Raw genomic sequence first — 15,124 nt, 5'->3', positions numbered from 1 at the left:
GCCGCGCTGGGCGAGGTCGCCGCGGAACTGGATGTCGAAGTGCGCCTCGCAGGAGGTCCCGGAGGGCTGGTCACCCGGCTCGTAGCGCCGGTCCGCGGGACTCAGGCGAGCCCGAACCGCTCGGCGGCGTTGCGGTAGCACACCCGGCGCAGCCATTCGTCGCCGAGCTCGAGGCGCTCCAGGGCCTGGAAGGCATGCCGGTACGGGTACGGGATGTTCGGGAAATCGCTTCCGAACATGATCCGGTCGCCCACGTCGACCAGACGTTGCCGGTCGGCGGCGGGGAAGGGGACATCGATTTCCGCGAAATCGGTGAATGCCATGGTGGTATCGAGCGCGACCCCGGTGAACCGGTCGGCGAGGTCGAGGAACTCGGTGTATTCCGGCATCCCCATATGGGCCACGATCAGCGGTAGCCGAGGATGGCGGTCCAATACCTCGGCCACCGGGCCGGGGCCGGTGAAAACACCCGGCGCCGGTCCGGAACCGCAGTGGATCACCGTCGGCACCCCGGCGTCGGAGAGCATGCCCCAGACCGGATCGAGCAGTGGGTCGCGCGGATCGTAGGCACCGACCTGGATATGGGCCTTGAATACCTGGGCGCCCCGCTCCAGGGCGGTCCGGACATAGTCGGCGGCGGTGGGTTCCGGAAAGAAGGTCGCGGTGTGCAGGCATTCCGGTACCTGTTCGGCGAACTCCGCGGTCCACTCGTTGAGCCAGGCCGCCATCTCCGGACGGTGCGGATAGACGAGGGCCGTGAACGCGCGCAGGCCGAAGCGGCGCAACGTCTCCAGGCGTACGGATTCGTCGGCGCGGTAGGTGATCGGCCAGGGCCGCCCGGTCATCGGCCCGATATCGTCGAAGTAGGCCCACACCTTCCGCAGTACCCGATGCGGCATGAAATGGGTGTGTACATCGACGAGTCCGGGCAGACCCAGCCGCTGCCGGAACGCCGCCAGATAGGCCTCGTCGGCCGCGACCTCGGGGATAGCGGAAACGGCAGGCAACGTGGGGCTCCTCTCGGAACGGCTGGGGGACACCGTGTTCACTGGTGCCCGGTGGTGGCTTCGGCCGGAAAACGGTCCCGGGCGAAATCCCCGATCCGGCCGATCATGCGGTCGAAGAAACGCGCGGGATCGGTGGCGACGACGATATCGGCGTTCGGCGGCCGCCCCCACATCCCCGCCCAGTCGGCCACGGTGGTGGCCCGGGTGAGGGTGCCGGTCAGTTCGACGTCGACCGTGGCCGGCCGGGTGCGTACCAGGGTGGGGTCCAAGGCCACGGCCGCGGCGAACGGGTCGTGCATATGGGCCAGATAACCGAGGTCGTGGTCCCGGTGGAAATCGAAGTAGAAACGCACGGCATCGGTGAGATGCCGGATGATCGGGTTGCTCGCCGCCGAGCGTGGTCCGGGCGGATCGGCGGGCGAGACGGTCTCAACCGGCAGGCTACCGGCCCGTTCGGCCAGTTCGGCCAGATGGACGGGCCGCATCTCGATGGTCTCGGTGATATCGAGGGCACAGACCAGCGGGCGGCGGTCCGGCGGTGCCGCGGCGAAGGCATCGAAGACGATCTTGGCGGCCTCCGGGTCGACATGGATGTTCCACTCGTTGGTGGGTGTGGTGTTCCCGGGGTGGTTGAACGCGCCGCCCATGATCACGAGCCTGCGCAGGAGGCGCGGCAGGTCGGGTTCCGTGCGCAGGGCGAGTGCGAGATTGGTGAGCGGTCCGGTGCACAGGCCGATGAGCTCGCCGGGATACCGGCGAGCGAGGTCCACCCACAGCCGATCGGCCGTACGCGACGAGAGTGACCGGGTCGGCGTGGGAAGGTCGGCGTACCCGATCCCGTGCGGACCGTGGGTGTCCTCGGTGGTGCGCAGGGGAATTTCGAGGGGGTCCGCGGCCCCCAGCGCGACTTCGATCTCCGGCGCCCCGGCCAGCTCCAGCCAGGCGAGGTTGTTGATCGCGACCTGCGCGGCGGGGACATTACCCGCCGTGGCGGCGATACCGGCGATCTCGGCATCCGGGCTGGCCAGCAGATAGAGCAGGGCGAGGGAATCGTCCACTCCCGTATCGACGTCCATGATGATCCGCTGGCGCATCCCGCGAGCCTATCGAGGTGGGCAGCGGGCGTAGCCACCGCACCGTTCGCTCGGACAGGCCCGGACGGCGCGATCATGTCACGTGACACAAACGAGTCGGCCGCCCCCGTGCTCAGTCGCGGGTGGGCCAGTAGGTATCGGTGGCGGGCCGGCGGCTCAGCGCCGTCGCCCCGGCGTTGACCTCGGTGAGTCCGAGGTGGAAGAGCATGCCCACGGTCACCAGGCTGACGCTGACGATCAGCGGCGTGAGCAACTGGGCGGCTCCGGCGCCGGTGGGCGGCGTCGCGTGGTGGGTACCGATATGCATGGCGTACATGCCGGTGTAGTGCATACCGGCGACAGCCACGCCCATCACCATCGCGGCGCCGACCGTGGAGAGGGTGCCGCGCACATTGAGGGTGAACCACAGCGCGGCGGTCGCGGCGAATACCGCGATCACCATGGACAGGGCGACTGTCGGCCAGTCGTAGCCGATCTCGACATCGGTTTTCATGGCGTACATTCCGGCGTAGTGCATGGCGCCGACGCCGAGTCCGGTGACCACGCCGCCGATGAGCAGGCCGCGGTTGCCGAGCGAACGTTGCTGGGCGAGGCACAGGCCGAGCCAGACGACCACCATCGCGATCGCCGCGCTGATCAGGGTGATCGGTACGTCGTATCGGATGGCCGCGCCGTTGATCCGGAAACCGAGCATCGCGATGAAATGCATGACCCAGATACCGGTGCCGCCGATGGCCACCGAGGCGGCGATGAGCCACCCGTCGAACGGGGAACCGCTGCGGACGCGGCTCATGCACCGTAGACCCAGCAACGAGCCGGTGAACGACATGGCGTAGGCCACCGCCGGGGTGAGCCACCCGTAGCTGAAGTGGTCTATCTCCACCAGTAAACCTCCTCGCTGGAAGGAAACCCGGGGCCGCGGTTGCGGAACGCGGGCATTCCAAAATTGCGAACCTGCAGGGAGTGAATTTAGAGGAGATATGTAGCAAAAAACAAGGGCCGCAATGTTGACATAGGCGCAGGTGTGACACTCACCCCGCGAGGTGTCGACGGACGGCGGGCCGGATGCGGGGAGCGGCTCCACCGGGCAACGCGACGAACGGATCCGGCTATCGATCGGCACCACGGTGCCGACGCACAGTGAACGCGTCGCCGGAATACGGCGGGACGCTACCGCGCGAGATCTGTGGACGGAAGAGGACACTCGTATGCCCTCACCGCCGGTCCGGCCGGCACCGCCACCGGCCCGCGGCGCGGACGCACCTCCGTAGCGTCACGGTCTCACCGTTCATGCTGTGTACCGACGGCCGTCGGCGTAGGCTTCGGGCAACTCGAAGGAGACCCATGCCTGGCACATCCAGCAGCCGCACGTCTATCGAAAACGATCTACCCGAGGTCGAACTGGCCGAATTCGCCGAGATCCGCAGTGCGGAACGTGCCGAGGCCGCGCGTCGCAGCGCCGTCGCGGCGCGGATCGTCGCCGGGCACGCCACCGATGCCGCCGACTGCCGCCATCTACTGGCGATGCTCGGTCTCGACGCCGAGGCGGGCAAACTGGCCGGCCTGCAGACCTGATTCCGGCGTCGCGGCCCGCGCCGGAGGCCCGGAAGCGTGCGATGACCGTCGCGCCCGGTGCTATCCGGACCGTTGGGGGCCGCGACGTACGCTCGGGATATGCCCGATACGGCCACGCCGACCGACCACCGCCCAGCGCTTGCCGATCGCCTCGACGAGCTGGCCGAACTGATCGGCGACCGGCGGACGGTTGTGCTCACGGGCGCGGGAATCAGTACCGACAGCGGTATCCCGGATTACCGGGGCCCGGACTCGCCCCCGCGGACTCCGATGACCTACCAGCAGTTCGTCGGTGATCCCGTATTCCGGCAGCGGTACTGGGCGCGTAATCATGTGGGCTGGCGGCATATGGACGCGGCCCGGCCGAACGCGGGCCATCGGGCACTGGCCGAGCTGGAACGCCTCGGTGTGGTCACCGGCGTGATCACCCAGAACGTCGATCTCCTGCACACCAAGGCGGGTAGCCGCCGGGTCATCGACCTGCACGGCAGCTACGCCCAGGTGCGCTGCCTGTCCTGCGGGGCGCGGATATCCCGGATGGCCCTCGCCGAACAACTGGAGCGGGTCAATCCGGGTTTCGCCGTCGCCTCGGTGACCGGCCTCGAGGTGGCACCCGACGCGGATGCGGTGGTCGAGGATACGGCTGCCTTCCGGATGGTCGACTGCCGGTGCGGCGGGCTGTGGAAACCGGATATCGTCTATTTCGGTGAGAGTGTCCCGCCGGACCGGGTCGCGGCCGCCGGGGAGATGGTGGACGAAGCCGAGGTCATCCTGGTGGCGGGATCGAGTCTGGCTGTGCTCTCGGGGCGCCGGTTCGTGCATCGCGTCGCCCGCGCCGGCGGCACCGTCGTCATCGTGAACCGCGGCCCCACCCGCAGCGACGAGTACGCCGTGCGCAAACTGGACGCGAGCTGTTCGGCAGTGCTGTCCGGTCTGGCCGAGCGTCGGCGGGTCCGCTCCGCGTAGGCTCCGGTACATGCGCAGCACACTTCTCGCGGTGCATACGGGACGGACCGAGGTGGTCCGCGATATCACCCCCGAATGCACGGATTTCACCGCCGCCGCCGGTGGCGACGGGCTCCTGCACATTTTCGTTCCCCACGCCACGGCCGGTGTCGCGGTCCTGGAACTGGGCGCCTACAGCGACGATGATCTGCTGGCCGCGTTGCGGGATCTGCTGCCCGCCGACGACCGGTGGCGGCATGCGCACGGGTCCCGCGGCCATGGCCGTTCCCATGTGATGCCCGCGCTCATCGCCCCGTACGCCACCGTCCCGGTCCTGGACGGGAAGCCCGCGCTGGGGACCTGGCAGTCCATCGCGCTGGTGGATGTGAACGTCGACAACCCGGACCGGCAGGTGCGGCTGTCCTTTCTCGCCTCCGTATGAGAGCCCGGGAGCGCGGGTAACGTCGCGGCCATGAGCAGCCTCGGAGTCGCGATCATCGGGTACGGCCTTGCGGGTGCGGTCTTCCATGCGCCGCTGGTGGCCGCCGAACCCCGCATGCGGGTGGCGGCGGTGGTGACCGGGTCTGCGGAGCGAGCCGGACAGGCCCGTCGCGAGTATCCCGGTGTGCGGGTCGTGCCCGATGCCGACGCCCTGTTCGCCGACCTCTCCGGTATCGACGCCGTGGTCGTCGCGACACCCAATCGCACCCACGCCGAATTGGCCCGGCGGGCGTTGGAGGCGGGGGCCGCCGTGGTGGTGGACAAACCGTTCGCCGTCACCTCGGTCGAGGCGGAGGACCTCATCCGGCGCGCGGAGACCGCGGGTCGGGTTCTGACGGTTTTCCACAATCGCCGCTGGGACGGCGATTTCCGGACGGTGCGCGCCCTCGCCGACAGCGGTGCGCTCGGGCGGATCCGGCGTTTCGAGTCGCGATTCGAACGCTGGCGTCCGGTGCCCAAATCCGGCTGGCGGGAAACGGGCCCGGCCGCCGATGCCGCCGGCATCCTCTACGACCTCGGCAGTCACCTCGTGGACCAGGCCCTGCGCCTGTTCGGCCCGCCGACCGCGGTCTACTGCGAGCTGGATACCCGGCGGCCCGGCGTGCGGACCGAGGACGATATGTTCCTCGCCCTCACCCATGGGGGCGGTATCCGATCCCATCTGTGGGCCAGCGCGGTCGCGCCACGGCTCGGGCCGCGGTTCCGGGTGCTGGGCGACGAGGCGGGGTACGAGGTGTACGGCCTGGACCCCCAGGAAGCGGACCTACGGGCGGGGCGACGCCCCGGTGACGGGAAGCCATGGGGCACCGTCGAACCCGGCAGCTACGGAATTCTGGGGGCGGACCCGGAGGGGGAATCCCAGCCGACGCTGCCCGGCGACTATCCCGCGTTCTACACCGCCTTCGCCGATGCGATCCTCGACGGCGCGCCGGTTCCGGTCGATCCCTACGACGCCCTGGCCGGTTTGCGGATCCTGGAAGCCGCCCGGGAATCGGCCGTCTCCGCGACCGTCGTCCATCCCTGAGGGGGCGGGCCCTCGCGGATTCCCGCGCCCGGCGCCGCGCGGAAATTGAACTGAGGGCGGGTCGCCGCAGTTTCTTCGGGCGGAAACCGCCGAACCGGGAGCGCGGGCCGCCGCGGCGGGTCATGATGGAGACATGACCACCTCCGCGTCCCCTTCTCGGACCGTCGCCTCCCGGAACCTGCTGCGTACCTGTCCGCTGTGCGAGGCGGTCTGCGGTCTGGAACTCACCCTGGACGCGCAGGATCGCGTGACCGCGGTGCGAGGGGATAAACAGGACCCGTTCAGCGGCGGATTCCTCTGCCCGAAAGGGGCGAGTTTCGGCAATCTCGACGGCGATCCCGACCGCCTCACCGAACCCTTGATCCGGGATCGCGCGACCGGCTCCTGGCGCAGTGCGGGCTGGGACGAGGCGTTCGATCTGATCGCCGAGCGTATCCCGGCGATCAGATCCGAGTACGGCAACCAATCCGTGGCTCTCTATCTGGGTAATCCGAACGCGCATACCGTCGCCGGCACTCTCTACGCTCCGGCGCTGATCCGGGCGCTCGGCACCAGGAATCTGTACTCGGCCAGTACCGCCGACCAGATGCCCAAACAACTGGCCTGTGGTCTGCTGTTCGGCGATCCGCTGGCCGTTCCGGTACCCGATCTGGACCGCACCGACTATCTGCTGATGCTGGGCGCCAATCCGCTGGAATCCAACGGGTCGATCTGCACCGCCCCGGATTTCCCGGGCCGGCTGCGGGCGTTGCGGGCGCGTGGCGGGCGGCTGGTGGTGGTGGACCCGCGCCGCACCCGGACCGCGGCGGTGGCCGACGAACACCTGTTCGTCCGCCCGGGCGCCGATGCCTATCTGCTGTTCGGCATCGTGCACACCCTGTTCGACGAGGGGCTGACCGCGGTGGGCGTCGAGGTGGCGGGCCTGGACGAGGTGCGGGCCGCGGCCCGGGAGTTCACCCCGGAGGTCGTGGCCGGCCGCACCGGGGTGCCCGCGGAGACCGTGCGCAGGCTGGCCCGTGAACTCGCCGCCGCGCCGACGGCCGCGGTCTATGCCCGCATCGGGACCTGCACCGCCGAATTCGGCACCCTGACCCAGTGGCTGGTGGATGTGCTGAACGTCCTCACCGGCAACCTCGACCGCGCCGGTGGGGTCATGTTCGCCGCCGCCGCCGCGCGTGGTGTGGTACGCACCAAACCGTTCCGGGCGGGCCGGTGGCGTAGCCGGGTGCGGGACCTGCCCGAGGCCATGGGTGAACTTCCCGTCGCCACCCTGGGCGACGAGATCACCACGCCCGGTGCGGGGCAGGTGCGGGCGGTGATCACGGTCGCGGGCAATCCGGTATTGTCCGCGCCCAGCGGTACCCGGCTCGACGAGGCGTTCGCGGGCCTGGACTTCATGGTGAGCGTGGACCGCTACCTCAACGAGACCACCCGGCATGCCGATGTCATCCTGCCGCCACCGCGTCCGGTGCAGTCCCCGCATTACGATTTCGCGTTGCTGCAGTTCGCGGTCCGCAATTACGCGCGCTACTCGCCACCACTGGTGGCGCTGGGCGACCGGCCGTCCGAGGCGGCGGTCTATGTGCGGCTCGGCGCGGCGGTGAGCGGACAGCCGCACAACCCGACCGCGGATTTCGACCCACTGGTCGTATTCGACGAGTTCGTCCTCGGCGACACCCTGAATCGGGCCGGGCTGGCCGAACGTCGCCAGGACCTGATCGGGAGTACCACCACCGAGCAGCGGCTGGATCTCATGCTGCGGCTGGGACCGTACGGGGAGTGGAACGGCGGCGACCTGAACCTGCGCACGCTGCTGGACAATCCGCACGGTATCGATCTGGGCCCGCTGCGGCCGCGGCTGTCCGAGGTGTTGCGCACGTCCTCCGGGAAGGTCGAACTGGCGCCGCCTCTGCTGCTGGCCGATATCGACCGGCTGCGTGCCGCGCTGGCCACCGCCACACCGGATCTGGTGCTCATCGGACGCCGGCACCTGCGGTCGAACAACAGCTGGATGCACAACATGCCGCGGCTGGTCAGCGGAACGAATCGGTGCACGCTGCAGATCCATCCGGACGATATCGCCCGGCTCGGGCTGCGCGACCACGCGATCGTGAAATCCGCGGCGGGCTCGCTCACGGTTCCGCTGGAGCCGACCGACACGATCATGCCCGGCGTGGTGAGCCTGCCGCACGGTTGGGGCCACGCCGGCAGTGCGCAGCAGGTCGCGGCCGAGCACGCCGGGGTCAACGCGAATGCGCTGACCGATGATTCGGTACTGGACGTGCCGTCCGGGAACGCGGTGTTCAACGGTGTTCCGGTGACGCTCACGCCCGCCTGATACCGCGCGGACGGCGGCGGGGGCCGGCGAGTGTGGCGGACCCGCGTCGGCGGGTGGATTCGCTGGTCGGTGGTCGGCTGGGTCCGGTGTGAGTTCCGATAGCGGTCCGATAGATCGACATCGGTCGATCTATCGCGATACGTGACCGGATTTTGATAGTCTGTACCGCGAGAAACTATCACGGGATCGGATACCGCCGATGGAATGCCACGCTACCCGGGCCCCGCCGAGCGCCGAAGTCACCGCCCGCGAGGGCGATTCGTGCCGGGTGGCTGCCTTCGTGGAGATGCGCGTTCCCGAACCGCGCGCCGCCGGATGTCCCGGCGCCTGCCCGCTGACACCGGAAAACCCGAGGAGAACTATGACGACCGCCCCCGAAACCCCGGCCCGCATTCCCGAGACGGCCCCTGCCGGCGCGGACGAACCGCTGGAACTCGTTCCGCTCGATTCACTGACCGCCGAAATGGTCGGCCACTGGACCTATCTCATGATGGAGGGTGCCGCCTTCGCCATGCAGGGCCTGCATCCGGTGATCCGGGAGGTCACCGACCGGTACTCCGTCGCGAAAACCGATCCGGGCGGCCGGGCCCTACGCTCGGTGGATTCGGTGCTGCGCTGGACCTACGGTGGGCTCGAGGCGATCCAGGACGGCCGCCGGCTGCGGTCGCTGCATGCGCCACTGACGATGAAAAGCTCCGAGGGCAAGCAGATCAGCGCGCTCAACCCGGGCGCCTACCAGTGGGTGATCGCCACCGCCTACGTCACCACCGCCAAGGCCGGGCCGCTGCTGATGGGCCGGGAGTTCGGCGACGACGAACTCGAGGAACTGCTGCGCGACAACATCCGCCTGGCCCGGATCCTGCAGGTGCCGATGAAGGGGTATCCACGCACCCGCGCCGAATTCGACGACTACTACGAGCATATGGTCACCGAGGTGCTGTCGGCCGACGAGGAGGTGCGTGAGCAGTACCGCCAGTTACGGACCGGTGATCTGGACCGGTTCCGGGCCATGGGGTCCCCGGCGGGGGCCATCACGCGCCGGCTCGCGAGACCTTTGCTGCGGTTCAACTATCTGTCCATCGTCGGGCTGCTCGACCCACGGTTGCGCGATCTCATCGGCGTGGACTGGACCCCGGCCGACCAGCGGAGCCTGGAGCGCGCGTACGCGGTGATCCGCCTCGCCTACCGGATACTGCCGGACCGGCTCACCTATTTCCCGATCGCCTACCATGCGCGCAAACATCATCAGCAGATCCGGAAGATGCGGAATCGCGAACTGAAATCCGCCGCGTACACCGTGCGCCCGCGACAGGACACCCCGCGCGATCCCGTCACCGTCATACCTGGCTGACGGCGGGCGCTCAGGCGCCGCCGGGGTGCGGATAGAGCAGCGGAGCGAGGTAGCGCCGGGCGAATTCGCGGGCCGCGTCGGCGTCGCCGAGCGGCAGCACCCCGGCCGGGTTGGCGATGAACGAGATGGTGAGCCGGACGAACAGTTCGGCCACCACCTCCGGATCGAAACTGCCGAGTTCGCCGCGCTCCTGCCAGTAGGCGAGGAACCGGGCCACGAGATCGCGGCCCTGTTGTACGGCGTCGTCGCCGGTGAGGAACGCCGTGAGCTGGCCGGCCCCGCCGGAGGCGCGCAGGCTGCGGGTGAGCAGCCGGGGTGCGGTGGCCTCGCCCACGAACGCGGCGAACATATCCGCCAGCGCGCCCACCGGACCGGCCGAGCGATGCATCGCGTCAGCGACGATCATCGAGACCCGCTGTGATTCGGCCATCAGCGCGTAGCGGACGATGGCCGATTTGGTACCGAAACGCCGGTACACCGTGGCGACGCCGACCCCCGCGACCTCCGCGATCCGCACCATGGTGGTGTCCTCGAAGCCGTGGGCGGCGAAACATTCCCGGGCCGCGTCCACGATGCCGCGCGATTTGGGGTCCAACTGCTGCAGTTCGGCCCATGGCGCAGCGGCTGTTTCCATTCGCCAGAGCCTACCGGCTCTCCGGCGGGTACGGATCCGCGCCGATACCCGTTCGGCTCGCCGGACTGTAGTGCTCAGTCCGCCTCCGCTGATAGAATCGATGGACTCAGACTATCATTCCTGCTCGATATTCCCACTGCGCGAGGTGACGAATGGCGATCAACGCAACGGTGCGCACCGCCGGCCGGTCCGCCGACCCCCGGATCCGGCCCGAGGTCCTGCGTGAATTCCGCAAACATTCCGGAAGTGTCCTGGCGGGCGTTTTCGCCGGTGCCGCCTTCGATCAGGTCGCGCTGGTGCCGGTGGCCGCGGCGGTCGACCGCACCGGCCGGTTCGCCGCCAATTTCGCCGATCGCGGGGTGCGCAGCGGCGCCTCGGCGATGATCGCGCTGTGGGGCGATTCCGACGACCGCCGCGCCGAGTCGGATTGGCTGAAACTCCGGCACCGTGACGTGCGCGGCACGGGGTCGGGGCAGTTCGAGGACGTCGAATACAGTGCCTTGAACCCCGGCATGTGGAAGTGGATCGCGGTCAGCGGCATCTTCGTCGTCCTCAACACCTTCACCTACTGCACCGGCACCGAGATGCGTCCGGAAGAGGAGGACGCCGCCTATCTGATGCTGCGCGAGGCGTTCGCGGATCTGGAATTGCCCAGCGCCGCAAGCAAACTCCCCGCCGATCTGGCCGAGGCGCGCGACTACTACGACACCATGGCCACCGGGGAACTGGCAGCCAATCCGTTTCTGGTGCAGAAGTTCGCGGGCCTCACCCGGCTACCACTGCCCACCCTGGGCCTGCCGCCCGTCGCGCGGCGCGCGCTGAACCCGGTGTGGCTGGTGGTGCGCCCGGCGGTGGGACATGTGATCCAGGTGTGCTCGTCCAAAGCGATGCATCCAGCGGTACAGGAGCTGACCGGCTTCGAACTGACGCCCCGCCACGACCAGGAATTCGCGGTATACGTGCGCCTCTTGCAGTGGGCCTGGCGAAATCTACCCGATCGGCTGCTGCTGCAACCGCTGGCCTACAACCGGTTCCAGTACGAGAAGATGGTGCGGACCCTGCGCGGCTTCGGGCTGGATTCCTTCGCGGTCCCCGCGGACCGGCCATGAGTGGGGAGGACCGTCCCGCGCCGCAGATCGACGAGGAGCCGGCCGCCGGGTTGCGGCCCGGTGTCACGGCCCACCCCGGCCGTAAAGGCGGCACGCGGCCCGCATACGCCGGGTTCGTGACCCGGCCGCGGACCTGCCCGGTCGCCTCGGGCCCGAGGGGCGGTTCGCCGATCGGTGGACCGCGGCGTCGCGGGGTGGGTAGTGGTCAGGTGCGGGCGCGCAGGAATCGCCCGGTCCGTTCCGCGCCCAGTGCCGGGGCGGCGGTGCCGTTGCCGAACACGTAGCGGCCGCCGATGTACACCGCGGCGACCGCGGCATCGTTGCGGTTGACCATGCGCGGCAGACCGCCGTACTGCTCCACCGGGCTCTCGGCGTAGGCGTCCAGTGAGTCGTCGAGCCCGGCCGGGTCCAGGATCACGAAATCGGCACGATCGCCTTCGCGCAACCGTCCCGCGTCGATGTCGTACCAGTCGGCGAGCTCCCCGGTGAGCCGGTGCACCGCGCGCTCCAGTGGGATAACCGGTGTGCCGGCCTGTTCGGCCCGATACATCCGGCGCAGGAAGCGGAGACCGAAGTTGTAGAAGGCCATATTCCGCAGATGCGCGCCCGCGTCGGAGAATCCGAGCTGGATACCCGGATGCGCGGCGAACCGGTCCAGTACCTCCGGGCGGTGATTGGAGATGGTGGTGCGCCAGCGCAGTTTCGTCCCGTGCTCGAGCACCAGGTCGAGAAAGGCATCCACCGGATGCAGGCCGCCGCGGCCGGCGCCGACCTCCCCGAAGGTTTTGCCGATCACGGCCTCATCCGGGCAGTCGACGATCTCGGCGTCGAAGAAATCACGATGCCAGACCCGCATCCCGAACTTCGCGTCGTAGTCCTTGCGGAACCGGCGGCGGTAGTTCTCGTCCGCGAGCAGGGCATCGCGTTCGACCCGGTCGGCCAGATGCAGGGCGGCCGCGCCGGATCCGAATTCCTCGAAGATCACCAGATCGATACCGTCGGCGTACACCTCGAACGGCACCGGCAGATGCTGCCACCGGAAATCCCCACCGAGCGCGTTCACCAGCCGGGCGAGGTAATCGATGAGGAACACCGCGAACGGGTTGGCCTTGATATCGGCGGCGGAAAGGAGCGTGGTCTTCAACCGCCGCCGCCCGATACCGAGGCTGCTGAAGATCATCGCACCGAGGCTGCGCGGCGAGGTGATATCGGGGCCGCCCTGCAGGATCCGCCCGCGGCGGCGCAGAATCGCGTTGAGCCGCCGGCGCTCGCGGCCCTTCGCGTAGGTGGACGGGAGGGTGCGGGAGCGGCAGGTCTCGCCGTCGACCTTGTCGAACAGCAGTTGCTGGGCCGACATCCCGACGAAACCGGCGTCGAGTGCTTCGTGCAGCGCGGCCTCCATCGCGGCCAGTTCCACGGAAGTGGGCCGGGTATCCTTGCGAGTGGCCCGATCGAGTCCGAGGCGGGCGGTGCGGATATCGGAATGTCCCAGCATGGCCGCGATATTCGGGCCCAGGGGCAGCCGTTCCAGCGCGGCGACGTATTCGTGCGCGGAGCTCCAGGTCCGGGCGTCGGCCAGGGTATCGATCACGTGGCCCCGGGGAATGGCCTCGACCCGGCCGAAGATATCGCCGGCTCCCGTGGGATCGATATGCACCGTGGACAGTGAACACGACCCGAGCAGGACGGTGGTGATTCCGTGCCGCACCGACTCCGACAGGGAGGGGGTCTTCAGGACTTCGATGTCGTAGTGGGTGTGGATATCGATCATTCCGGGCAGTACCCATTTCCCCTGGGCATCGACGATATCCGGGCAGCCCGTCTCGTCGAGAGGCGCCTCGGATACCGCTACGACCCGGTCGCCCCGCACCCCGAGATTGCGGATCGCCGAGGGCGCGCCCGTCCCGTCGAACCAGCGTCCGCCCTTGATGATCGTGTCGTAGCTCACATACCCATTGCAACTGGTCGGTTGACCGGAGTCAAGGGGAGGACGCCGGGCGGGGTATCCGCCCGGCGCCCGTGCCGCTCAGTCGGCCCGGACCTCGGTCCGGTCCTCGCTCCACAGCGTGTGGTACTTGCCCTCGGCATCCACCCGCTCATAGGTGTGCGCACCGAAGAAATCGCGCTGTGCCTGGGTGAGCGCGGCGGGCAGCCGGTCCGCGCGCAACGCGTCGTAGTACGACAGCGACGACGCGAAGGCCGGGACCGGGATACCCAGCAGGGTCGCGGTGGCCACCACCCGCCGCCAGCTGTCGATCGCGGTTTCGATCGCGTCCCGGAAATACGGTGCGAGGATCAGGCTCGGCAGGGCCGGATCGGTTTCGTAGGCTTCCTTGATCCGGTTGAGGAAACGGGCCCGGATGATGCAGCCGCCGCGCCAGATGGTCGCCAGGTCCCCCGGGGTGAGGTTCCAGCCGTATTCGGCGCTGCCCGCGGCGATCTGGTCGAACCCCTGCGCGTAGGCGACGACCTTGGAAGCGTAGAGGGCCTGCCGGATATCCTCGGTGAACTGCGCGATATCGGTGGGTTTGGCCGCCAGCGCCCCGGCGGCGAGGCCCTCGGCCGCCGCACGCTGACCGCGCGAACCGGACAGCGCGCGGGCGAAAACCGCCTCGGCGATACCGGTGACCGGAACACCGAGGTCGAGCGCGGATTTCACGGTCCAGCGGCCGGTGCCCTTCTGCTCGGCGGCATCCACGACCACATCGACCAGCGGTTTCCCGGTTTTCGCGTCCACCTGGTTCAGCACCTCGGCGGTGATCTCCACCAGGTAGCTCTCCAGATCACCGGAGTTCCACTGGGTGAAGATATCGGCGATCTGCTTGGGATCGAGGTCCAGCGCGGCGCGGAACAGGTGATACGCCTCGCCGATCAACTGCATATCGGCGTACTCGATACCGTTGTGCACCATTTTCACGAAATGGCCGGACCCGTCGGGCCCGATATGGGTGCAGCACGGCGTCCCGTCGACCTGCGCGGCGATGGACTCCAGCAGCGGACCCAGCGATTCGTAGGATTCCGCCGGCCCGCCGGGCATGATCGAAGGGCCGTTGAGCGCGCCTTCCTCACCGCCGGAGATTCCGGCGCCGACGAAGTTCAGGCCCCGGGCCCGCAGCGAGGCCTCGCGGCGGATGGTGTCGGTGTAGAGGGCGTTACCGCCGTCGATGATGATGTCGCCGGGCTCCATGGCACCGGCGAGCTCCTCGATCACCGCGTCGGTGGCATCGCCGGCCTTGACCATGATGAGCACCCGCCGCGGCTTCTCCAGGGCGTCGACGAACTCCGCGACCGTTTCGGTGCGGATGAAATCACCATCGTCTCCGTGCGCGACGAGCAGCGCATCGGTTTTGGCGACGCTGCGGTTGTGCAGGGCCACGGTGTAGCCGTGCTTGGCGAAGTTGCGGGCGATATTGCTGCCCATCACCGCCAGGCCGGTGACCCCGATCTGTGCGCGCGCTGTGGAGGACGCCATGAACCAGCTCTTTCCTTCGACAGTTCCAACGGTTGCGGCGGTTCTCACCGATGCCGCGACGGCCGCGACGACGG

At 68.8% G+C, this 15,124-nt stretch carries 13 protein-coding genes; 7 read left to right on the top strand and 6 right to left on the bottom strand.

Annotation, left to right across the window (positions count from 1 at the left end; genetic code table 11):
* Positions 1-101: 101 nt before the first annotated feature.
* The 3 genes from AB0F41_RS04270 to AB0F41_RS04260 all read right to left on the bottom strand — a co-directional run bounded on the left by AB0F41_RS04270 (position 102) and on the right by AB0F41_RS04260 (position 2,987).
* Entirely contained in the window at positions 102-1,007 is a 906-nt protein-coding gene (locus tag AB0F41_RS04270) for an amidohydrolase family protein (protein ID WP_357421251.1), read from the bottom strand.
* Between the two features lie 38 nt (positions 1,008-1,045).
* Positions 1,046-2,101 (bottom strand): nucleoside hydrolase, encoded by a 1,056-nt coding sequence (locus AB0F41_RS04265; protein WP_357421250.1) that lies wholly within the window; start codon positions 2,099-2,101, stop codon positions 1,046-1,048.
* A gap of 112 nt (positions 2,102-2,213) precedes the next feature.
* On the bottom strand, positions 2,214-2,987 hold the full coding sequence (locus tag AB0F41_RS04260) for an MHYT domain-containing protein (RefSeq protein ID WP_357421436.1): 774 nt from the start codon (positions 2,985-2,987) through the stop codon (positions 2,214-2,216).
* Between the two features lie 458 nt (positions 2,988-3,445).
* On the opposite strand from AB0F41_RS04260, the gene AB0F41_RS04255 reads away from it, so the two are divergent.
* The 6 genes from AB0F41_RS04255 to AB0F41_RS04230 all read left to right on the top strand — a co-directional run bounded on the left by AB0F41_RS04255 (position 3,446) and on the right by AB0F41_RS04230 (position 9,835).
* Complete coding sequence (locus tag AB0F41_RS04255; protein ID WP_357421249.1) at positions 3,446-3,676, top strand: hypothetical protein; 231 nt, start codon at positions 3,446-3,448, stop codon at positions 3,674-3,676.
* Between the two features lie 99 nt (positions 3,677-3,775).
* Positions 3,776-4,642, top strand: a complete 867-nt coding sequence (locus AB0F41_RS04250; protein WP_357421248.1) for a Sir2 family NAD-dependent protein deacetylase — start codon at positions 3,776-3,778, stop codon at positions 4,640-4,642.
* 10 nt (positions 4,643-4,652) lie between these two features.
* Positions 4,653-5,063 (top strand): YjbQ family protein, encoded by a 411-nt coding sequence (locus AB0F41_RS04245; RefSeq protein WP_357421247.1) that lies wholly within the window; start codon positions 4,653-4,655, stop codon positions 5,061-5,063.
* Between the two features lie 30 nt (positions 5,064-5,093).
* On the top strand, positions 5,094-6,146 hold the full coding sequence (locus tag AB0F41_RS04240; RefSeq protein ID WP_357421246.1) for a Gfo/Idh/MocA family oxidoreductase: 1,053 nt from the start codon (positions 5,094-5,096) through the stop codon (positions 6,144-6,146).
* 133 nt (positions 6,147-6,279) lie between these two features.
* Complete coding sequence (locus AB0F41_RS04235) at positions 6,280-8,484, top strand: molybdopterin-dependent oxidoreductase (RefSeq protein WP_357421245.1); 2,205 nt, start codon at positions 6,280-6,282, stop codon at positions 8,482-8,484.
* A gap of 361 nt (positions 8,485-8,845) precedes the next feature.
* Complete coding sequence (locus tag AB0F41_RS04230; protein WP_357421244.1) at positions 8,846-9,835, top strand: oxygenase MpaB family protein; 990 nt, start codon at positions 8,846-8,848, stop codon at positions 9,833-9,835.
* Between the two features lie 10 nt (positions 9,836-9,845).
* On the opposite strand, the gene AB0F41_RS04225 is transcribed toward AB0F41_RS04230, so the two are convergent.
* Positions 9,846-10,469: a helix-turn-helix domain-containing protein gene (locus AB0F41_RS04225; protein ID WP_357421243.1), complete on the bottom strand. Its 624-nt coding sequence runs from the start codon at positions 10,467-10,469 to the stop codon at positions 9,846-9,848.
* A 152-nt stretch (positions 10,470-10,621) separates the two neighbouring features.
* Between AB0F41_RS04225 and AB0F41_RS04220 the strand changes: the two genes are divergently transcribed.
* Positions 10,622-11,578 carry an oxygenase MpaB family protein gene (locus AB0F41_RS04220; RefSeq protein ID WP_357421242.1) on the top strand — a complete coding sequence of 319 codons (957 nt, stop codon included), beginning with the start codon at positions 10,622-10,624 and terminating at the stop codon, positions 11,576-11,578.
* Between the two features lie 205 nt (positions 11,579-11,783).
* Here the strand turns inward: AB0F41_RS04220 and AB0F41_RS04215 are convergent, their stop codons facing one another.
* Both AB0F41_RS04215 and gndA read right to left on the bottom strand, forming a co-directional pair.
* Entirely contained in the window at positions 11,784-13,526 is a 1,743-nt protein-coding gene (locus AB0F41_RS04215; protein ID WP_357421241.1) for an amidohydrolase family protein, read from the bottom strand.
* A gap of 78 nt (positions 13,527-13,604) precedes the next feature.
* Positions 13,605-15,050 (bottom strand): NADP-dependent phosphogluconate dehydrogenase, encoded by a 1,446-nt coding sequence (gndA, locus tag AB0F41_RS04210; RefSeq protein WP_357421240.1) that lies wholly within the window; start codon positions 15,048-15,050, stop codon positions 13,605-13,607.
* Between the last annotated feature and the right edge of the window lie 74 nt (positions 15,051-15,124).

Origin of the sequence: Nocardia sp. NPDC024068 (genome assembly GCF_040638875.1) — a bacterium.
Classification (GTDB): domain Bacteria; phylum Actinomycetota; class Actinomycetes; order Mycobacteriales; family Mycobacteriaceae; genus Nocardia.
Note: the sequence above shows the minus strand (reverse complement) of the source record. Positions and strands in the feature narration are given on the sequence as shown.

Bases quoted from the DNA above. Each gene is read 5' to 3' on its own strand.
- AB0F41_RS04265 (WP_357421250.1), bottom strand. From the start codon at position 2,101: ATGCGCCAGCGGATCATCATGGACGTCGATACGGGAGTGGACGATTCC.
- AB0F41_RS04255 (WP_357421249.1), top strand. From the start codon at position 3,446: ATGCCTGGCACATCCAGCAGCCGCACGTCTATCGAAAACGATCTACCC.
- AB0F41_RS04250 (WP_357421248.1), top strand. From the start codon at position 3,776: ATGCCCGATACGGCCACGCCGACCGACCACCGCCCAGCGCTTGCCGAT.
- AB0F41_RS04245 (WP_357421247.1), top strand. From the start codon at position 4,653: ATGCGCAGCACACTTCTCGCGGTGCATACGGGACGGACCGAGGTGGTC.
- AB0F41_RS04240 (WP_357421246.1), top strand. From the start codon at position 5,094: ATGAGCAGCCTCGGAGTCGCGATCATCGGGTACGGCCTTGCGGGTGCG.
- AB0F41_RS04235 (WP_357421245.1), top strand. From the start codon at position 6,280: ATGACCACCTCCGCGTCCCCTTCTCGGACCGTCGCCTCCCGGAACCTG.
- AB0F41_RS04230 (WP_357421244.1), top strand. From the start codon at position 8,846: ATGACGACCGCCCCCGAAACCCCGGCCCGCATTCCCGAGACGGCCCCT.
- AB0F41_RS04225 (WP_357421243.1), bottom strand. From the start codon at position 10,469: ATGGAAACAGCCGCTGCGCCATGGGCCGAACTGCAGCAGTTGGACCCC.
- AB0F41_RS04220 (WP_357421242.1), top strand. From the start codon at position 10,622: ATGGCGATCAACGCAACGGTGCGCACCGCCGGCCGGTCCGCCGACCCC.
- gndA (WP_357421240.1), bottom strand. From the start codon at position 15,050: ATGGCGTCCTCCACAGCGCGCGCACAGATCGGGGTCACCGGCCTGGCG.